Below are 19226 nucleotides of genomic sequence, written 5' to 3'. Positions count from 1 at the left end.
CCCTGCTTGTTTCCCGCCATTTCATGCGCCGAAACCCGGCTTCCGATGTGATGTGCACGACGAAGACCGGCCCGGCCTGCACGTAACGGCTCGGGAGGCGTAGCCTTGATTTCCGCTGTCCATCACCTTGTGAAGCGGAAGAGGGCGGTTGCCGCCGTGTCGTCTCAGTCCCCCAGTAACTCGAGCATCTCGACCGATCAAGAAGCAGGCTCCGGGTCCAACCCGGCCGCCGCTTTCGGCCCCAATGAGTGGCTCGTCGACGAGATCTACCAGCAGTACCTCCAGGATCCCAATTCGGTCGACCGTGCCTGGTGGGACTTCTTCGCCGACTACAAGCCGGGCACGTCCGGCACGGCGGACAAGCCCGTCCCCGCACCCGCGGGAGCGGTGACTCCGGCTCCGGCCGCCACCGCCGCGAACAACACCGCTCCGGCGCAGGCCGCGCCGCAGGCTCCGGCAGCGGCCCCCGCGGCCCCTGCCAAGCCCGCGGCCGCCGCCCCGGCAGCGCCCGCGAAGGCTCCCGCCGCCCCCGCGAAGGCCGAGCCCGCCAAGGCGGCCCCGGCTCCCGCGAAGGCGAAGGCGGAGGCGCCGGCCGAGGCCCCCGGTGGCCCCGAGTTCGTGACGCTGCGCGGCCCGTCCGCCGCCGTCGCGAAGAACATGAACGCCTCGCTGGAGCTGCCGACGGCCACGTCGGTCCGCGCCGTGCCGGTGAAGCTGCTCTTCGACAACCGCATCGTCATCAACAACCACCTCAAGCGCGCCCGCGGCGGGAAGATCTCCTTCACGCACCTCATCGGGTACGCGATGGTGCAGGCCCTCAAGGCCATGCCGTCGATGAACTACTCCTTCGCGGTGAAGGACGGCAAGCCGACCCTGGTCAAGCCGGAGCACGTCAACCTGGGTCTGGCCATCGACCTGGTGAAGCCGAACGGCGACCGCCAGCTCGTCGTCGCGGCCATCAAGAAGGCCGAGACGCTCAACTTCTTCGAGTTCTGGCAGGCGTACGAGGACATCGTCCGCCGTGCCCGTGTCGGCAAGCTCGGCATGGACGACTTCTCCGGTGTCACCGCCTCGCTGACCAACCCCGGCGGCATCGGCACCGTTCACTCGGTGCCCCGCCTGATGCCCGGACAGGGCCTCATCATGGGCGTCGGCGCGATGGACTACCCGGCGGAGTTCCAGGGCACCTCGCAGGACACCCTGAACAAGCTCGGCATCTCGAAGGTCATGACCCTGACCTCGACGTACGACCACCGGGTCATCCAGGGTGCCGCGTCCGGAGAGTTCCTCCGCGTCCTGGCCCAGCTCCTGCTCGGCGAGAACGACTTCTACGACGAGATCTTCAAGGCGCTGCGCATCCCCTACGAGCCGGTCCGCTGGCTCAAGGACATCGACGCCTCGCACGACGACGACGTCACCAAGGCCGCGCGGGTCTTCGAGCTGATCCACTCCTACCGGGTCCGCGGTCACGTGATGGCCGACACCGACCCGCTGGAGTACCGCCAGCGCAAGCACCCCGACCTGGACATCACCGAGCACGGCCTCACCCTGTGGGACCTGGAGCGGGACTTCGCGGTCGGCGGTTTCGCCGGCAAGACGATGATGAAGCTCCGCGACATCCTCGGCGTCCTGCGTGAGTCGTACTGCCGCACCACCGGCATCGAGTTCATGCACATCCAGGAGCCGAAGGAGCGCAAGTGGCTCCAGGACCGGGTGGAGCGTCCGCGCCCGGCTCCGGAGCGCGAGGAGCAGCTGCGGATCCTGCGCCGCCTCAACGCCGCCGAGGCGTTCGAGACGTTCCTGCAGACCAAGTACGTCGGCCAGAAGCGCTTCTCGCTGGAGGGCGGCGAGTCCGTCATCCCGCTGCTCGACGCGGTCATCGACTCCGCCGCCGAGGCCCGCCTCGACGAGGTCGTCATCGGCATGGCCCACCGCGGCCGGCTGAACGTGCTGGCGAACATCGTCGGCAAGTCGTACGCGCAGATCTTCCGGGAGTTCGAGGGCAACCTCGACCCGCGGTCGATGCACGGCTCCGGCGACGTCAAGTACCACCTGGGCGCCGAGGGCACCTTCACGGGCCTGGACGGTGAGCAGATCAAGGTCTCGCTGGCCGCCAACCCCTCGCACCTGGAGGCGGTCGACCCGGTCCTGGAGGGCATCGCCCGCGCCAAGCAGGACATCATCAACAAGGGCGGCACCGACTTCACGGTCCTGCCCGTCGCGCTCCACGGCGACGCGGCCTTCGCGGGCCAGGGCGTCGTCGCCGAGACGCTCAACATGTCGCAGCTGCGCGGCTACCGCACCGGCGGCACCGTGCACGTGGTGATCAACAACCAGGTCGGCTTCACCGCCGCCCCGGAGTCCTCGCGCTCCTCGATGTACGCCACCGACGTGGCACGCATGATCGAGGCGCCGATCATCCACGTCAACGGCGACGACCCGGAGGCCGTGGTCCGCGTGGCGCGGCTCGCCTTCGAGTACCGGCAGACGTTCAACAAGGACGTCGTCATCGACCTCATCTGCTACCGCCGCCGCGGTCACAACGAGGGCGACAACCCGGAGTTCACCAACCCGCAGATGTACACCCTGATCGACAAGAAGCGCTCGGTGCGCAAGCTGTACACCGAGTCCCTCATCGGTCGCGGTGACATCACGCTGGAAGAGGCCGAGCAGGCGCTCCAGGACTTCCAGGGCCAGCTGGAGAAGGTGTTCGCGGAGGTCCGCGAGGCCACCTCGGCGCCGTCCCAGCCGCACGTCCCGGACGTGCAGGCGGAGTTCCCGGTCGCCGTGACCACCGCGGTGACCTCGGAGGTCGTGAAGCTGATCGCCGAGTCGCAGGTCAACATCCCCGACGGCATCACCGTGCACCCGCGTCTGCTGCCGCAGATGCAGCGCCGTGCGGCCTCCGTGGAGAACGGCACGATCGACTGGGGCATGGGCGAGACCCTCGCCATCGGTTCGCTGCTGATGGAGGGCACCCCGGTCCGGCTCGCCGGCCAGGACACCCGCCGCGGCACGTTCGGCCAGCGTCACGCCGTTCTCGTCGACCAGAAGACCGGCGAGGACTACACCCCGCTGCTCTACCTCTCCGACGACCAGGCCCGCTACAACGTCTACGACTCGCTCCTCAGCGAGTACGCGGCGATGGGCTTCGAGTACGGCTACTCGCTGGCCCGCCCGGAGTCCCTGGTGATCTGGGAGGCCCAGTTCGGCGACTTCGTCAACGGTGCCCAGACCGTGGTCGACGAGTTCATCTCCTCGGCGGAGCAGAAGTGGGGGCAGACGTCCGGCGTCACCCTGCTCCTCCCGCACGGTTACGAGGGCCAGGGCCCGGACCACTCGTCCGCCCGTCCGGAGCGTTTCCTGCAGATGTGCGCGCAGGACAACATGACGGTCGCGATGCCGACCCTCCCGTCGAACTACTTCCACCTCCTGCGGTGGCAGGTGCACAACCCGCACCACAAGCCGCTGATCGTCTTCACACCGAAGTCGATGCTCCGTCTCAAGGCGGCGGCGTCGAAGGTCGAGGAGTTCACCACCGGCGGCTTCCGCCCGGTGATCGGCGACGAGACGGTCAAGGCCGAGGCGGTCCGCAAGGTCGTGTTCGTGTCCGGCAAGCTCTACTACGACCTGGACGCCGAGCGCGAGAAGCGGGGCGACACGGAGACCGCGATCATCCGTCTGGAGCGTCTGTACCCGCTTCCGGGTACGGAGATCCAGGCCGAGATCGCCAAGTACCCGAACGCCGAGAAGTACCTCTGGGCCCAGGAGGAGCCGGCGAACCAGGGTGCGTGGCCGTTCATCGCGCTCAACCTGATCGACCACCTGGACCTGGCCGTCGGCGCCGACGTCCCGCACGGTGAGCGCCTGCGGCGCATCTCGCGTCCGCACGGCTCGTCCCCGGCGGTCGGCTCGGCCAAGCGCCACCAGGCCGAGCAGGCCCAGCTGGTCGCCGAGGTCTTCGAGGCCTGATCAGCGTCTGTACGCAGCCGGAGAGCCCGGCCCCGCGATTGTCGCGGGGCCGGGCTCTCCGGCTTTCCGCCGTCGTTATTCTGGTCGTATGTACTTCACGGACCGTGGCATCGAGGAACTGGAGAAGCGGCGCGGCGAGGAGGAGGTCACCTTCGAGTGGCTCGCCGAGCAGCTCCGTACGTTCGTCGACCTCAACCCCGACTTCGAGGTTCCCGTCGAGCGCCTCGCCACCTGGCTGGCCCGGCTCGACGACGAAGACGAAGACGAGTAGTCGAGTAGTCACCGTCCGGCCCCTGCTTCGCCCGTGTCCCTGACACGGTCGTACGCGAACCCCAGCAGGCCCTGCACGAGGAGGACCAGGCCTGCGGCGATCCAGCCGCCGCTGCGCCGACGGACACCCCAGAGGGTCAGCGGCAGACCCGTGACGACCTGCGCCGCAGCCACCGCGCGGGCCCTGGGGCCGCGCACCCAGGGACCGAGGCTGCCGCTCTCGACGGCATCGAGTTCGACGCGCACCGCAGCGAGCCGGCCGGCCCATTCGATCTGTTCCGCCTCCGGATGGATCCCGGCGACCGAGCGGAGCCTGTCGGCGGGCTCGCCCGGCGCGAGACCGGTCGGCAGGTCCACCCCGGCCCTGGTGAGTACGGCGAGCAGTCCGCGCAGCCGGGCGTCGGCATCCGCATCCGGGTCCACGCGCGTGAGGGCCTCCAGCGCCTGCACGTCCAGGACGGGATCGAGGCCGAGCCGGACGGCGGACGTCCGCATGGCCTCCTCCTCGGCGGCCGGGGTCCCGTCGGCGAGCCAGATGTAGCCGACCGGGCGGCGGAAGCCCGAGGCGAGGGTGTAGCCGGACCTGTCGCCGTCCCACCACAGGGCGAGCACCGGCCAGGTGGAGCCCACCGCGAGTGCGGTGGCCCAGCCGCCGACGACGCGGTCGACGGGCTCCGCACCACCTTCGGCCGGGGTTCCTCCGCTGCCTTCGTGGCCGTCCTTCCGCCAGGGCTTCCCTTCGGGGACGAGCACACTCCAGCCGTCCCCGGAGGGCACGAGCAGCATGCGCTCCCGCAGCAGGCGGGCCACGGGCCGTACGGTCTCGGGGTCGGCCCGGCAGAGGAGCAGGGCGCCCACGGATGTCGCGGTCATGCCCCACACGCTAGGGCAATTCGTCCACTTATGAGCCATTAAAGACATTCAGTCCCATATCTGCGCGAGCACCCTTTCGATTCCTCCTTGACTTCTCGAATCCGCGATATATCGTGTTCTTGATGAAGACGCGATATGTTGCGTCGCGCCACCCAGCGGGAGGTCAGACCATGCCCGAGTCGACGTGGACCGTCGCCGAGCCTCAGAAGCTCAATTTCGACGCCCCGGTGACAGCACTCAACGTGCGCACCGTCGACGGCGTGATCAATGTCGTCGGCACCGACGAGCCGACTGCCCGGCTGGAGGTGTCCGCGATCGACGGGCCACCGCTGATCGTGACCCTGGAGGACGGCACCCTCACCGTCACCTACGAGGATCTGCCGTGGCAGGGCCTCCTCACCTGGCTCGACCGCAGGAGTCCCCGCCGCAGCGCCGCGGTCTCGATCGCGGTGCCTGCCGGCGCGGCGGTGGAAGTCGGCGTGATCGGCGCCGAGGCGGTCGTGTCGGGGATTCGGGGGCGCACCGAGCTGCGGGGCATCTCCGGCGACAGCACCCTGGTGGGCCTCTCCGGGGCCGTCCGGGCCGAGACCGTGTCGGGCAGCCTGGAGGCCCAGACCGTCACCGGCGACCTCCGCTTCCAGTCCGTGTCGGGTGATCTGACGGTCGTCGAGGGCGCCGGGAGCTCGGTCCGGGCGGAATCCGTCACCGGCGACATGGCGCTCGACCTCGACACCTCACCCAAGCCGACGGACATCAGACTGACCTCGGTGTCCGGCGAGATCGCCATCCGGCTGCCGCACCCGGCGGACGCGAAGGTCGAGGCGAACACCGCGAGCGGTACCGTCTCGAATGCCTTCGAAGACCTGCGCGTGGGCGGCCAGTGGGGGGCGAAGAAGATCACCGGGACACTGGGGGCGGGCACGGGGAAGCTGAAGGCGACCACCGTCTCGGGCTCGATCGCCCTGTTGCGCCGCCCACCCGCCCAGGACAACGCGCACGCCGCCGAGCCGACCGGAAAGGTGCTCTGACATGGCTCCCGTATTCGCCCATGGCCGCCTGCGCCTGTATCTCCTCAAGCTGCTGGACGAAGCTCCCCGACACGGGTACGAGGTGATCAGGCTCCTGGAGGAGCGCTTCCAGGGTCTGTACGCACCGTCGGCGGGCACCGTGTATCCGCGGCTGGCCAAGCTGGAGGCCGAGGGCCTGGTCACCCACGCCACCGAGGGCGGCCGCAAGGTCTACTCCATCACCGACGCCGGACGGGCCGAGCTGGCGGGCCGCGGCGGCGAACTCGCCGATCTGGAGTTGGAGATCCGCGACTCCGTCTCCGAGCTGGCCGCCGAGATCCGCGACGACGTGCGAGGCGCGGCCGGTCAGCTCCGCAGCGAGATGCGCGCGGCGGCCTCCGAGTCCCGGCACACCTCAGGTAACGGCCGGAGCGGCTGGGACCCCGGCTTCGGGGACAACGAGGCGTGGCGCACGGCGAAGGAGGAGCTGCGCAAGGCCAAGCAGGAGTGGAAGGAGCAGGCCCGCAGGGCGAAGGACGAGTCCCGCAAGGCCCGCGAGGACGCGGAGCAGGCCCGCCGTCAGGCCCAGGAGGCCCACGAGAAGGCGCGGGAGCAGATGCAGAACGCTGCTCGCCAGGTCCAGGAACACTTCGCGCGGGGTGACTGGCCCGCTGGCGTACGGGACGGGCTGGCCGAGATCACCGGCCAGCTCGGCAACTTCGCCAAGACCGGCAACTGGCCCTCGTACACCCGCCCGGCCCCCGAGGAGCCGGACATCGAGTGGGCTGCCGACGCCACGGCCACGGGTGATCCGGCCCGCGACCTGGACCGCCTGCTGGACCGCTTCCGCGACGACATCCGTGACACGGCCCGCGACCACGGCGTCACCGAGGCCCAGCTCTCGGAGGCCCGCCGCCACCTGGCCGCAGCCGCGATACACATCGACTCGGCTCTGCGGGGGGCGGCCGGCGAAGCCAAGGGTGCCTCCGGCGCGTCCTGACTCCAGCCGCTGCCCGGCCGGAGGACTCCGGCCGGGCAGCGGCGCAGGGTCAGCTCGCCTGCGCCCGGCCCTGCTCTCCGTCCCCGTACAGCGCACGTTCCACCGTCGCGTAGGTCGCGCCGTGCTCGGCGAGGACGTCGGCGGCGACACCGGGGCAGGCGGTCAGGGCCAGCAAAAGGTGCTCCTCCCCGATGAAGCGGTCGCGCCTTCCGAGGGCGACGCGCAGGGACTTCTCCAGGATGCCCTTGGCCCCGGCAGTGAAGGGCCGGCGGCCGGACCACCATCGGCGGTTCCCGCGAGCGCCCGCCAGGACTCCCTCACCATGGACGCCCTCGACCCGTGCCACGATCTCGGTGACGTCGATACCGATACCGGCGAGTGCTTCGGTGTCGGCCTTCGTGAGCCCGCCTCGGCGGCGGGCCTCCCCGAGGGCCGCCTCCACCGAAGCGCGGCGGTCGGACAGCCCGAGGACGGCAAGGGCGAAGGAGGACCGGCTGCCCTCCTGATCCATCAGGGAGAGCAACAGGTGTTCCTCGGTGACCGACTCCGCCCTGGCGCGCTCGGCGTGGACCACCGCGCCGGTCACGGTGGCCCGGGCGCCTTCGGTGAATCGCTCGAACATCAATGCCTCCCGTACTTCTTGTGCACGGCCTGCCTGCTGACACCCAGCTCGGCAGCGATTTCCTGCCACGACCACCCCTGGACGCGGGCGCTTCTCACCTGGACGGCTTCGAGTTGCTCGAGCAGCCGCCGCAACGCGGCGACGGCACGCAGCCCGACGCGCGGGTCATGGTCACCGGCACGTGCGGCGAGATCCGTTGCTTCGGTCATGATGTCAACCTACATTGACAGACGAACCCCGTCAACCATCATTGACAACATCGGTGGCCAGGCGTGCGTGGCGCTCGACGTCGTACCGCAGATCGCCGTACCGGAGCTTCTCCCGGTCGATGCCCTCCCTGGCGAAGCCGGCGCGCAGGGCGACCGCGCAGGAGGCCGGATTGTTCGTCCGGTGCCCGAGCTCGAGCCGGTGGAGGCCGAGTTCGCCGAAGGCCCAGCGGGCCGTGGCCCGTGTGCCCGCCACCGCGACACCCGCCCCTCGCGCCGCTTCGACGGTCCAGTAGGAGACCCAGCCGGTGTCGTGCACGTGGTTCACCGCCGCCACGGTCACGGACCCGAGCGGGGTCCCGTCCCGGACCACGGCCCATGCGTACGCCGTGCCGGCCGCCCGTTCGTTCTCGCGGGCGGCGATCCAGTCCAGGGCCTCGGCCATGGTGGTGACGGACATGCCCGCCTGTCGGGCCATCTCCAAGGGCCCGAAGGCACGGAGTACGGCCGGAGCGTCATCGGGCCGCCAGGGCCTCAGCAACAGCCCTTCCGGTGTCAGCAGTTCCGCGGCCGCGCTCACGAGGTGGTGAGCACGATCTTTCCGAAGAGGTCTCCGGCTGCGAGCCGCTCGAAGCCCTCGCGGGCCCGGTCCAACGGCAGGGTCTCGTCGATGACGGGCCGCACACCGGTGGCCGCGCAGAACGACAGCAGGTCCTCCAGTTCGTCCTTGGAACCCATCGTGGAGCCGACGACCTTGAGTTCCAGGAAGAAGATGCGGGTCAGCTCGGCGTGGGAGGGCCGGTCGCCACTGGTGGCACCCGAGATGACCACGGTGCCACCGGGCCGAAGTGATGTGACCGAGTGGGACCAGGTCGCCGCCCCCACCGTCTCGATGACGGCGTCGACACGCTTCGGCAGCCGCGCGCCGGGCTCATAGGCCTCGACCGCCCCCAGTTCGACGGCCCGCTCGCGCTTGGCCTCGTCACGGCTGGTGGCGAACATCCGGAGCCCGGCGGCCTTGCCCAGCACGATCGCGGCGGTGGCCACGCCTCCTCCCGCCCCCTGGACGAGAACGGAATCGCCCGGCCGTACACCGGCGTTGGTGAACAGCATCCGATACGCCGTCAGCCAGGCGGTCGGCAGGCAGGCGGCCTGCTCGAAGGTGAGTTCCTTCGGCTTGGGCAGCACATTCCAGCTGGGGACGGTGACCTGCTCGGCGAAGGTCCCCTGGTAGCGCTCGGTGAGGATGGAGCGCGGCTCGTCCGGGCCGACACCGTGTCCTGTCTGGCCGATGACGGAGTGCAGGACGACTTCGTTGCCGTCCTGGTCGACGCCTGCGGCGTCGCAGCCGAGGATCATGGGCAGCTTGTCCTCGGGGAGGCCCACCCCCCGCAGGGACCAGAGGTCGTGATGATTGAGCGAGGCGGCCCGGACCCTGACGGTGGTCCACCCGGGCCGCGCCTCGGGCGCCGGGCGCTCGCCCAGCTCGAGGCCGTCGAGGGGCCGGTCACGGTCGATGCGGGCTGCGTAGGCGGCGAACATGGCCATGACGATAGGCCGTGACGCGCCGTGACGTAACTGTTCGAAGGTGTGACACGCACCCCACGCCCCGGGCGTCCGAGGAGGGCGGCCGGGTGGGGCGCCCCGGGGAGCGGAAAGGGGCGGGCCGGGGAACGGTCTCGCTCGGCGCGCGACCAGGCCCCCGCCCCGCCCCTCGGTCTCAGCGCCGCGCGACACCCTCCGCACGGGCGGCCGCCGCCACCGCGGCGGTGACGGCGGGGGCGACCCGCTCGTCGAACGGCGACGGGATCACGTAGTCCGCGGCCAGCTCGTCACCGACGACGTCCGCCAGCGCGTTCGCCGCCGCGATCTTCATACCCTCGGTGATCCGGGAGGCCCGCACCTGCAGCGCACCGGCGAAGATACCGGGGAACGCCAGCACGTTGTTGATCTGGTTCGGGTAGTCCGACCGCCCGGTCGCCACGACGGCCGCGTACTTGTGGGCGACGTCGGGGTGGACCTCGGGGTTCGGGTTGGCCATGGCGAACACGAACGCGCCGGGCGCCATCGAGGCCACGGCGGGCTCGGGGACCGTACCGCCGGAGACTCCGATGAAGACGTCGGCGCCGGCCAGCGCCGTCTCCAGGGAGCCGGTGATGCCGGCCCGGTTCGTGATCTCCGCCAGCTCGCGCTTGACGTCCGTGAGGTCCGTGCGGTCGCCGCTGACGATGCCCTTGCGGTCGGCGACTGCGACGTCACCGATACCCGCCTCCAGCAGGAACTTCGCGATGGCCACACCCGCGGCGCCGGCGCCGGAGATGACGGCGCGCAGATCACCGAGGGTCCGGCCGGACAGTTTCGCCGCATTGCGCAGGGCCGCGAGCGTCACCACGGCGGTGCCGTGCTGGTCGTCGTGGAAGACCGGGATGTCGAGACGCTCCTGGAGCTTGCGCTCGATCTCGAAGCACCGGGGCGCCGAGATGTCCTCCAGGTTCACCCCGCCGAAGGACGGCGCGAGGCGCACGACGGTGTCCACGATCTCGTCCGCGTCGGTCGTGGCGAGCGCGATCGGCACGGCGTCGACCCCGCCGAACTGCTTGAAGAGAATCGCCTTGCCCTCCATCACCGGGAGGGAGGCCTCGGGACCGATGTCCCCCAGGCCGAGGACGGCGGTGCCGTCCGTCACGACCGCCACGACCTGCGACTTCCAGGTGTAGTCGTGGACGAGCTCGGGATTCTCGGCGATGGCGCTGCACACCTTGGCCACGCCGGGCGTGTACGCGAGGGACAGGTCGTCCTTGTCGCGGATCGGAACGGTGGCCTGCACGGCCATCTTCCCGCCGCGGTGGAGGGCGAAAGCCGGGTCGAAGGGCTCGTCCGGACTGCTGAGTCCCGCCGCGTCGGCCGTGTCGTGCGTCTTGCTGTCGCTGCGAGGATTGACGATCTCCGCTGCCATTGTGTTGACCCCTTAAGTCTTCATCAGTTGAGGGTGGCCACTCCTGGTTGAGGAGGGGTGGGCGGGCACCGCGTACGTTCCCGGCACTGAGCGGTTGGACCGCTCCGGCAGGGGAGACACATACGCGCGGGCGCGCCGCACACGCGCCCTGAGCCCCGGATGAGGGGTGTAAAGGTCTTTCTTACCGGACGGACCGGGCCTCTTACGAGTCGGTATCGACTCGGTGACATGACTCATAGCCGAATATCTGGACAAGTCCACTAAGGGCTACCAAGGCCGTCCGTAGGTCGAGACGCACCGGAGATTCTCCGGAGGAGCACGCACTTTCCAGCAGATGGTCCGGCCCTGCGGTACCGGCCCATTGAGGTTCGGGGGTCGCCCGTTACCCGATTTTGACATGCCTGGCCCCCTGTTTGGGTTAGTCCGAATGGCAAGATGCCCTAATCACACGAGGTGGCGACACTCGAAGGTGCGTGCGTGCCCACCTGACCAGCATTCCCTCACCGCCGGAGGATTCCGATCATGACCGCAAGCACCCTCTGTCGTACGACCGCGAAGTCCCGGATTGCCGCGGTCTGCGCAGTCGCGGTCGCCGGCACCCTGCTGCTGACCGCCTGCGGCGACCAGACCGACAGCGGTTCGACGAAGGCCGGTGACGGCGCGTCCGCCAACAGTGCCCCGCTGTTCGACAAGCTTCCCGAGAAGTACCAGAAGTCCGGCGTCATCAAGGTCGGCACGAATGCCGAGTACGCCCCCATGGAGTCCGTCGAGAACGGCAAGATCGTCGGCGTCGACCCCGACATCGCCGAGGCGCTCGGCAAGCAGCTGGGCGTGAAGTTCGAATTCACCTCCGGCTCCTTCGACGGTCTGATCACCGCCCTCAACACGGGCCGGCACGACATCGCCATGTCGTCGATCACGGACAACAAGCAGCGCCAGGAGGGCCTGGACGACAGCGGCAAGAAGCTCGGCAAGGGAGTCGACTTCGTCGACTACTTCCTGGCCGGCACCGCCGTCTACACGAAGAAGGGCAACCCCGAGGGCATCAAGTCCATCGAGGACCTGTGCGGCAAGGTCGCGGCCGTCCAGCGCGGCACCACGTACGAGGAAGCCCTGAAGAAGCAGTCCAAGGCCTGCACGGACGCCGGCGAGAAGGCCGTCAAGATCGAGTCCTTCGAGAACGACACCGAGGCCCAGACCCGCGTGAAGTCGGGCGGCGCCGTCGCCGGTGTCAACGACTACCCGGTCGCGGTCGACCTGGCCCGCAAGGCCGGCGGCGGCAAGGACTTCGAGGTCGTCGGTGAGCAGGTCGACGCCGGCCCGTTCGGCATCGCCGTGAACAAGGACAACACCGAGCTGCGCGACGTGCTCAAGGAGGCCGTGGACGCGATCATCGCCGACGGCTCCTACAAGAAGGTGCTCGACAAGTGGGGTGCCGGTACCGGCGCGATCGACAAGGCCGCCATCAACGGCGGCAAGTGACCGGCGCACCACCGAAGGGCAGTCACCGTGACTGACAAGTTCGACAAGGTGCCCGGCGGCCCATCCGTCGCCGCCGCACCCGTCTCCAAGGCCACCACCGTCGCACCGGAGACCATCAAAGCCATTCCCGTACGGCACTACGGCCGCTGGATCAGCGGCGTGGTCGTCCTCGCTCTGCTCGCCGCCCTGGCGTACGCCTTCTCGCAGGGCGACATCCAGTGGCAGGCGGTCCAGGACAAGCTGTTCGACGACACCGTCCTGGCCGGGGCCGGCCGCACGCTGATGATCAGCGTGCTCGCCATGGTCCTCGGCGTGATCCTGGGTGTGGTGCTCGCCGTCATGCGGCTCTCCAGGAACCCGGTGACCAGCTGGGTGGCGTGGCTGTACATCTGGTTCTTCCGCGGCACCCCGGTCTACGTGCAGCTGCTGCTCTGGTTCAACCTGGCCCTGATCTTCCCGGTCCTCAACATCCCGTTCATCTACAAGGACGAGATGACCGACGTGATGACGCCGTTCATGTGCGCACTGCTGGGGCTCGCCCTCAACGAGGCCGCGTACATGGCGGAGATCGTCCGGGCCGGCATCCAGTCGGTGGACGAGGGCCAGACCGAGGCCTCGCACGCGCTCGGCATGACCCAGGCGAAGACCATGCGCCGCGTCGTTCTTCCGCAGGCCCTGCGCGTGATCATCCCGCCGACCGGCAACGAGTTCATCAACATGCTGAAGACCTCGTCGCTGGTCTACGCGGTCACCTACAACGAGTTGCTGCGCTCCACGTCGCAGATCGGCTCGACCAGCTACGCGGTGATGGAGATGCTCTTCGTCGCCTCGATCTGGTACATCGTGATGACCAGTGTGTTCAGCGTGGGTCAGTACTACCTGGAGCGCCGCTACGCCCGGGGCAGCCTGCGGAGCCTGCCGCTCACACCGTTCCAGCGGGCCAAGGTCGCCCTCACCTCCTTCAGCAACCGCCCCTCGGGAGGTGTCTCCGCATGACCGCCATGGTGAAGGCCGAGGGCGTCCACAAGTCCTTCGGTGCCGCGCACATCCTCAAGGGCATAGACCTGGAGGTCGCGCCGCGTGAGGTCTTCTGCCTGATCGGCCCGTCCGGCTCCGGCAAGTCGACGTTCCTGCGGTGCATCAACCACCTGGAGCAGATCAACGCCGGACGGCTGTACGTCGACGGCGACCTGGTCGGCTACCGGCAGAAGGGCGACCGGCTCTACGAGCTCAAGGACAGCGAAGTCGCGCTGCAGCGCCGGGACATCGGCATGGTCTTCCAGCGCTTCAACCTGTTCCCGCACATGACGGCGCTCGAGAACGTCATGGAAGCGCCGATCCAGGTCAAGGGCGAGGCCAGGGCCGTCGCCCGGGCCCGGGCCGAACGGCTCCTGGACCGGGTCGGCCTGTCGGACAAGGCGAAGAACTACCCCTCGCAGCTCTCCGGCGGGCAGCAGCAGCGCGTGGCCATCGCCCGCGCCCTGGCCATGGAGCCGAAGCTGATGCTCTTCGACGAGCCGACGTCGGCGCTCGACCCGGAACTGGTCGGTGACGTCCTGGACGTCATGCGCGGCCTGGCCGAGGACGGCATGACGATGATCGTCGTCACGCACGAGATGGGCTTCGCCCGCGAAGTCGGCGACGCTCTGGTCTTCATGGACGACGGCGTCGTGGTCGAGTCCGGCCACCCGCGCGACGTACTGACGAATCCGCAGCACGACCGGACGAAGTCGTTCCTGTCGAAGGTGCTGTAACACCGACGCGGACGTGAGGGGGGGCGGCACGGACGGGGTCCGTGCCGCCCCCCTCACGTCCTACTTCTCCGGCAGCAGCTCCGGTCGCAGCAGGAAGGTGCGCAGCTGCTCACGGCTGAGCGGCGGGCTCGTGTCCGGTACCTCTTCGGATGCGTCGCCGGTGTGCCGGGCCGTGGAACCGGCCACCAGCATGGCCCCGTCCTTCAGCAGGAGCCGGCCGCCGGTCGCAGCCCTCTGCTGCGTGCCTTCGTGCCGGCGGTCCTGCGGTGTGCTCCACGTCGTCAGTACCTCGCCCCCAGGCAGTTCCTCGCTCACGCAGTCGGTCACCGACTGCTCCCGTTCCTGCCTCGCGCAGAGTCCCGGACCCGATGCGTCCGGACCGAGCTTGTCGGCCACGAACTCGGCATCCACGGTGTGCAGGGTGATGGAGCCCCCCTCAGGGACCGCGTACGCACCGTCCAGCGGGCCCGTGTCGTCGGTGGCCCAATGGACCGCCACCCCTCCCTCTGTTCCGGGCTTGAAGGGCCTCCCCGGCAGCATCAGCACGCTTCCGCCCGAGTACCTCACCTCTCCCACCTCGGACGGCAGGAGCGTGGACAGCCTCTCGGCCTTCTCGCCCCCCTCGGCCGGCTGTGCGGGAGCGGCCGCCACCGGGAGCGGCTCCCTCTCCGCGCCACCGACGAATCCCGGCAGGGTGACGGCCCCGGTGGCCACCACGGCGAGCGCGGCGGCCGACACCGCGGCCCGGCGCCCGGACCGGACCCTGGCTGCCCGGGCGTACACCGCCTCGGGCGAGACTGCGGGGTGGCCGGCGGGCGCGACGGCCCGCTCCAGCAGTGCGTGCACGTCGTTCATACGAGTTCCTCCGCCATGTCAGCCGCCATCTCGGCGCGCAGCGCCGCCAGCCCCCGAGCCGAATGGCTCTTGACCGTGTTCTCCCGCATCCCGAGCAGTTCCGCCGTGGCCTCCACGCTCAGGTCCTCCCAGTAGCGCAGCACCAGCACCGCTCGCTGCTTGGCCGTGAGCCGGGCGAGCGCCGCCCGGACCATCAGGCCGGTGTCCGCGTCGGCCTGGTCGCCGGCGTTGTCGGGCAGTTCGCCGTACGGGCGCTCACGCCGCCAGAAGCGGCGGCGGGCGGCGATGTGGGTGTTGACCAGGGTCTTGCGTGCGTAGGCCTCGATGTTGTCGAGGCGCCCGTGCCGCTTTCCGCCGAGTACGACCTTGACCAGCGTCGTCTGGACCAGGTCCTCGGCCTCGTGCCGGTCGCCGCACAGCAGGTAGGCGCTGCGGAACAGCGCCGTGCGTCTGCTCTCCACGAATGCGCGCAGTGCGGCGTCGTCATTGCTCCGCGTCATCGGCGCCCCTCTCCGGGCCCGCGGATGCGGACCGTCTCACCCTTCCAGTGCGCCGGGGTGGACCGGAGGTTGCAGCAGGGGGAGAAACGGCACGGGGGGCGGCCGGAGCCGCCCCTCGTGTTTCTCGCTCACGCCCTACTTCACCGCGAGCACCATGCTGTCCGAAGGCGAGGCCCAGACCGCGCGGGCCTCGCCGAAGCCCGCCTCGCGGAGAGTGCGGGCATGCCAGTGGACGGACGGCATGTCGCCGTCCGCGTGCTCCCCGTAGATCGCGAACCGCTCGGCGGTGGGCGCCGCGAGCACCGGGTCCTTCGCCGCGAGTGCCCACCACTCCGCCCAGTCCACGGCGCCTTCGGCCCGGGCCCGGTCCATGGCGGCGTGCCGGTGGGCACGTTCGGCGGCATTGATGCGGGGAGTGTCGGTGTCGATCATGTGGTCCGCGTTCATGAACACCCCGCCGTCCCTGACCAGTCCGCCGATCTGCCCGTACAGGGCGGCGAGAGGTCCGGTATGCAGCCAGTGCAGGGCGGTGGCCGTGAGCACGGCGTCGTAGGAGGGATACGGAAGCTTCCCGGTCCAGGAGGCGTCCTTGAGGTCGGCGGTCACGAAGGTGACCCGGTCGTCCCCCTCGAAGGTGCCACGTGCGATGGCGAGCAGCGCGGGGTCGAGGTCGACGCCGGTGCTGACGGCGCCGGGGAACCTCTCGAGGAGCCGGTCCGTGATACTGCCCGTACCGCACGCCAGGTCGAGCACTCTCGGTTCGGGCCCCACAACGGCCTCGACCATGTCCAGCATCACCCGGAACCGCTCCTCGCGGTCCGGCATGTACCACTCCTGCTGCCGGTCCCAGCTCTTCTGCCAGGACCGCCAGTCGGTGCCCGTCGCCGTCACTCGAACCTCCACCTCGACCCGTACCGGTCAGACCGGTTGCGTAAGACCCTTTAAGCCCGACCAACCATTACACTGGTCGGCACATCGACCATAGACCGACGCCGTAAGGACTACAAGTGGAACTGGCCTATTACTCGGACTACGCCGTGCGTCTGGTCAACACCGAGGAGCCGGCCCGTGGCACGGACTCCCTCACCACGGTCGAGTCGGTCCGTGAACTGTTCGGCGCCAACGCCCAGGCGGCCCGCCGCGCGACCGACGCCGACGTGACCCGCTTCCGGTCCGTCCGGGCCCGGCTGCGCGCGGTCTTCGAGGCGGCCGACAGCGGCGACGAGACCCTCGCGGTCGACCTGCTCAACTCCCTGTTGCTGGAGTTTCCCGTGAGCCCGCAGATCTCCGGCCATGACGCCCGGGACGAGGACGGCAAGCCTGACTGGCACATGCACCTCGCAGACCATCCGTCGAACGCGACGGCGGGCTTCGCCGCGATCGCGGCGATGGGCCTCGCCTTCCACCTCACCTCGCACGGCGTGGACCGGCTCGGCCTGTGCGAGGCTCCGCCCTGCCGCAACGCCTACCTCGACACCTCGACCAACCGCTCGCGGCGCTACTGCTCGGACCGCTGCGCGACCCGGGCCAACGTGGCGGCCTACCGGGCCCGCAAGCGCCTGGAGACGGAGCGCGCCGTCGAGACGCGGCGAACCGCGGACACCGCCCAGCCCAGCAGCCCGAACACCGACCGCTGATCCTTCCGCAGCGGCCGGTAGCGGGCCCGCACCCGGGCCAGCACGAGCTCCTCGGGCACCGTCCCGTAATCCGTGCTGTCCCCGCCCGCGTAGGCGTTGTCGCCCAGCACCCACCAGCCGCCGTCGCGTCGCTCGGCGGCCCGCTTGACGACCAGCAGGTCCTGCTGGAACGGGTGACGCAGGATCACCACGTCACCGGGGCGCACCGCCGCCCCACGCTGCACGAGCAGCCAGTCCCCGTGGTACAGCGTGGGCACCATCGACGGCCCTGTCACCTCCACCACCTGGAACGACCTGCGCGCCGTCCGCCCGCTCCACGGCTCCTGCGCCGGTTCCGGCATCTGTGGCACCTCCCGGTCCATCCTCCAGCACACGGCTGCGCACACCGCTCCGTATTTCGGTCAGCGGTCCCATCCTCACCCCGGACTTTTGGCCTAAGCCCCAGGGGGCACCCGCAAAAAGCGGCTTCCCACGGAGTAATGTCCCACCTGAGAAGACGATCACGAGGAAGGACAGCTCCATGCTTTCCCGCCTGTTTGCCCCCAAGGTGAAGGTCAGCGCCCACTGCGACCTGCCCTGCGGTGTGTACGACCCGGCCCAGGCCCGCATCGAGGCGGAGTCCGTCAAGGCCGTCCAGGAGAAGTACCAGGCCAACGAGGACGCGGACTTCCGCACGCGCGCCGTTCTGATCAAGGAACAGCGTGCCGAGCTCGCCAAGCACCACGTCTCGGTGCTCTGGAGCGACTACTTCAAGCCCCCGCACTTCGAGAAGTACCCGGAGCTGCACCAGCTGGTCAACGACACCCTGAAGGCGCTCTCCGCGGCCAAGGGCTCGAACGACCCGGCCACGGGCCAGAAGGCTCTGGACCTGATCGCCCAGATCGACAAGATCTTCTGGGAGACCAAGAAGGCTTGATCTACGGTTAGGCCGTCTGACCTGCGGTTTCGCTGGTCATGTCGCCTACCGGTCCGCACCCGGTCCGCAGGCCGCCGAGAACGGCGTCCATCACGGACCGGGTGCGGTCTTCTTCCCCCGGCCACAGGTGCGCGTAGATCCGCAGCGTGATGACGGCGGACGCGTGGCCGAGGACCATCTGGACCTGCTTGACGCTCGCCCCGCCCGCGATGAGCGCGGAGGCGTAGAAGTGCCGCAGGTCGTGGGTCACCATGCGCGGCAGCTCGACGGGCTTGCGGCCCTCGTTCTTGGCCGCCTCGCTCTCCTCCGCCTGGAGCGCCCTACGGGCGCAGTTCCACTCGGTCTTCCAGCGGCGGTAGTTGAGCGGCTCCCCCTCCTCCATCGTGAACAGCCACTCCGTGGAGGGGCGCGCGGCGAGGTGTTCGAGGAGCGCGTCGGTGACGACCTCCCCGACCGGAACCGTGCGCCGGGACTTCGCCGTCTTCGGCGGACCGACCTTCCCCGACTGGAGCCGCTGCCGCTCCACGCGAATGCTGCCGGCCTTGAAGTCGATGTCCGACACCTTCAGGCCCAGCAACTCGCCTATGCGCAAGCCTGACCCGGCGAGCACGACGACGGCCGCGCGGATGTACGGCGGCATCACACGGGCCATGACCTCGACCTGAGCGACGGTGGGCGGGGTGACCTCCTCGTCCGGCATGACCGGAAGGGTGATCCGGCGGCACGGGCTGGAGGCGATAACCTTGTCGTCCACGGCCGCCGTCATGACGCGCACGAGGACGTCGTGGACGTTCCGGACACTGCCCGGGCCAAGCTGGCCGGACAGGTGCTTGAACAGCACTTGTATGTCGTTGCGGCGTATCGCCGCCAGGGAGCGGGCACCCAGCGCCGGTACGAGGTGGAGTCGGAGCGCGTTGTCGGTGATGCGCTCACCCGCCTCGCTCGCGATGAGCGAGCCCTGCCACCTCTCGGCGTATTTCGCGAAGGTGATGCGACCGGCGCGCGGGTCGACGTACTGACCAGTGACCACGCTGGCTGTGACCTCGTCGAGCCAGCGCTGGGCGTCGAGCTTCCGGTCGAAGTGGCGAGCGTGCTCCTTGCCGTCAAGATCACGGTAGCGGGCGCGCCATTTGCCGTTGGGGCGCTTCTGTACGTTCGCCAAGTGGCTTCTCCTTC

20 protein-coding genes are annotated in these 19226 nt (G+C 69.6%); 9 read left to right on the top strand and 11 right to left on the bottom strand.

From position 1 onward, the window contains the following. Window positions 1-156 precede the first annotated feature (156 nt). Both OO67_RS07880 and OO67_RS07875 read left to right on the top strand, forming a co-directional pair. Window positions 157-3972 (top strand): multifunctional oxoglutarate decarboxylase/oxoglutarate dehydrogenase thiamine pyrophosphate-binding subunit/dihydrolipoyllysine-residue succinyltransferase subunit, encoded by a 3816-nt coding sequence (locus OO67_RS07880; protein ID WP_033298292.1) that lies wholly within the window; start codon window positions 157-159, stop codon window positions 3970-3972. A gap of 88 nt (window positions 3973-4060) precedes the next feature. Then, the gene (locus tag OO67_RS07875) at window positions 4061-4243 is read left to right on the top strand and encodes a DUF6104 family protein (RefSeq protein ID WP_003961784.1); all 183 of its coding nucleotides are present in this window, start codon (window positions 4061-4063) and stop codon (window positions 4241-4243) included. A gap of 8 nt (window positions 4244-4251) precedes the next feature. On the opposite strand, the gene OO67_RS07870 is transcribed toward OO67_RS07875, so the two are convergent. Next, window positions 4252-5115: a hypothetical protein gene (locus OO67_RS07870; protein ID WP_033298289.1), complete on the bottom strand. Its 864-nt coding sequence runs from the start codon at window positions 5113-5115 to the stop codon at window positions 4252-4254. Window positions 5116-5285: 170 nt separating this feature from the next. Here OO67_RS07870 and OO67_RS07865 point away from each other — a divergent pair, with 170 nt between their 5' ends. Beyond that, the gene (locus tag OO67_RS07865) at window positions 5286-6143 is read left to right on the top strand and encodes a DUF4097 family beta strand repeat-containing protein (RefSeq protein WP_033298286.1); all 858 of its coding nucleotides are present in this window, start codon (window positions 5286-5288) and stop codon (window positions 6141-6143) included. A gap of 1 nt (window position 6144) precedes the next feature. After that, entirely contained in the window at window positions 6145-7122 is a 978-nt protein-coding gene (locus tag OO67_RS07860; protein ID WP_033298282.1) for a PadR family transcriptional regulator, read from the top strand. 49 nt (window positions 7123-7171) lie between these two features. On the opposite strand, the gene OO67_RS07855 is transcribed toward OO67_RS07860, so the two are convergent. The 5 genes from OO67_RS07855 to OO67_RS07835 all read right to left on the bottom strand — a co-directional run bounded on the left by OO67_RS07855 (window position 7172) and on the right by OO67_RS07835 (window position 10906). Then, window positions 7172-7744: a Clp protease N-terminal domain-containing protein gene (locus OO67_RS07855; RefSeq protein WP_033298279.1), complete on the bottom strand. Its 573-nt coding sequence runs from the start codon at window positions 7742-7744 to the stop codon at window positions 7172-7174. Then, on the bottom strand, window positions 7744-7953 hold the full coding sequence (locus tag OO67_RS07850) for a sigma factor-like helix-turn-helix DNA-binding protein (protein WP_033298277.1): 210 nt from the start codon (window positions 7951-7953) through the stop codon (window positions 7744-7746). Before OO67_RS07850 ends, OO67_RS07855 begins: the two co-directional genes overlap by 1 nt. A gap of 31 nt (window positions 7954-7984) precedes the next feature. Further along, complete coding sequence (locus OO67_RS07845) at window positions 7985-8530, bottom strand: GNAT family N-acetyltransferase (protein WP_051709202.1); 546 nt, start codon at window positions 8528-8530, stop codon at window positions 7985-7987. Beyond that, window positions 8527-9492, bottom strand: coding sequence for a zinc-binding dehydrogenase (locus OO67_RS07840; protein WP_033298784.1), 966 nt, complete (start codon window positions 9490-9492; stop codon window positions 8527-8529). The genes OO67_RS07845 and OO67_RS07840 overlap by 4 nt, the downstream gene beginning before the upstream one ends. 178 nt (window positions 9493-9670) lie before the next feature. Beyond that, window positions 9671-10906 (bottom strand): NAD(P)-dependent malic enzyme, encoded by a 1236-nt coding sequence (locus OO67_RS07835; RefSeq protein ID WP_033298276.1) that lies wholly within the window; start codon window positions 10904-10906, stop codon window positions 9671-9673. Window positions 10907-11428: 522 nt separating this feature from the next. Here OO67_RS07835 and OO67_RS07830 point away from each other — a divergent pair. From OO67_RS07830 to OO67_RS07820, 3 genes are read left to right on the top strand one after another with little or no spacing between them, the layout of a single operon-like run. Then, window positions 11429-12388: an ABC transporter substrate-binding protein gene (locus tag OO67_RS07830; RefSeq protein ID WP_033298274.1), complete on the top strand. Its 960-nt coding sequence runs from the start codon at window positions 11429-11431 to the stop codon at window positions 12386-12388. Window positions 12389-12415: 27 nt separating this feature from the next. After that, window positions 12416-13384: an amino acid ABC transporter permease gene (locus OO67_RS07825; protein WP_033298273.1), complete on the top strand. Its 969-nt coding sequence runs from the start codon at window positions 12416-12418 to the stop codon at window positions 13382-13384. Beyond that, complete coding sequence (locus OO67_RS07820; protein WP_033298267.1) at window positions 13381-14142, top strand: amino acid ABC transporter ATP-binding protein; 762 nt, start codon at window positions 13381-13383, stop codon at window positions 14140-14142. Before OO67_RS07825 ends, OO67_RS07820 begins: the two co-directional genes overlap by 4 nt. Before the next feature lie 60 nt (window positions 14143-14202). Here OO67_RS07820 and OO67_RS07815 read toward each other — a convergent pair whose 3' ends face one another. The 3 genes from OO67_RS07815 to OO67_RS07805 form a co-directional block, all read right to left on the bottom strand. Then, window positions 14203-14997, bottom strand: coding sequence for a hypothetical protein (locus OO67_RS07815; RefSeq protein WP_033298266.1), 795 nt, complete (start codon window positions 14995-14997; stop codon window positions 14203-14205). Next, the gene (locus tag OO67_RS07810) at window positions 14994-15497 is read right to left on the bottom strand and encodes a SigE family RNA polymerase sigma factor (RefSeq protein WP_033298265.1); all 504 of its coding nucleotides are present in this window, start codon (window positions 15495-15497) and stop codon (window positions 14994-14996) included. The genes OO67_RS07815 and OO67_RS07810 overlap by 4 nt, the downstream gene beginning before the upstream one ends. Window positions 15498-15632: 135 nt before the next feature. Then, window positions 15633-16388, bottom strand: a complete 756-nt coding sequence (locus OO67_RS07805; RefSeq protein ID WP_051709201.1) for a class I SAM-dependent methyltransferase — start codon at window positions 16386-16388, stop codon at window positions 15633-15635. Window positions 16389-16504: 116 nt separating this feature from the next. On the opposite strand from OO67_RS07805, the gene OO67_RS07800 reads away from it, so the two are divergent. Continuing rightward, window positions 16505-17134, top strand: a complete 630-nt coding sequence (locus OO67_RS07800) for a CGNR zinc finger domain-containing protein (protein WP_033298262.1) — start codon at window positions 16505-16507, stop codon at window positions 17132-17134. On the opposite strand, the gene sodX is transcribed toward OO67_RS07800, so the two are convergent. Continuing rightward, window positions 17038-17475 carry a nickel-type superoxide dismutase maturation protease gene (gene sodX / locus OO67_RS07795; RefSeq protein WP_033298260.1) on the bottom strand — a complete coding sequence of 146 codons (438 nt, stop codon included), beginning with the start codon at window positions 17473-17475 and terminating at the stop codon, window positions 17038-17040. The two genes, OO67_RS07800 and sodX, sit on opposite strands and share 97 nt — an antisense overlap. A 179-nt stretch (window positions 17476-17654) precedes the next feature. On the opposite strand from sodX, the gene sodN reads away from it, so the two are divergent. Further along, a complete protein-coding gene (gene sodN / locus OO67_RS07790; RefSeq protein WP_033298259.1) occupies window positions 17655-18050 on the top strand; it encodes a superoxide dismutase, Ni in 396 nt (131 codons plus the stop codon). Between the two features lie 7 nt (window positions 18051-18057). Here sodN and OO67_RS07785 read toward each other — a convergent pair whose 3' ends face one another. Further along, window positions 18058-19212 (bottom strand): tyrosine-type recombinase/integrase, encoded by a 1155-nt coding sequence (locus OO67_RS07785; protein WP_033298257.1) that lies wholly within the window; start codon window positions 19210-19212, stop codon window positions 18058-18060. Window positions 19213-19226: the final 14 nt, after the last annotated feature.

Origin of the sequence: Streptomyces atroolivaceus, from assembly GCF_000717025.1 — a bacterium.
GTDB classification, from domain to species: domain Bacteria; phylum Actinomycetota; class Actinomycetes; order Streptomycetales; family Streptomycetaceae; genus Streptomyces; species Streptomyces atroolivaceus.
The sequence above is the reverse complement of the archived record's forward strand: the minus strand, read 5'-3'. Positions and strand labels throughout refer to the sequence as shown.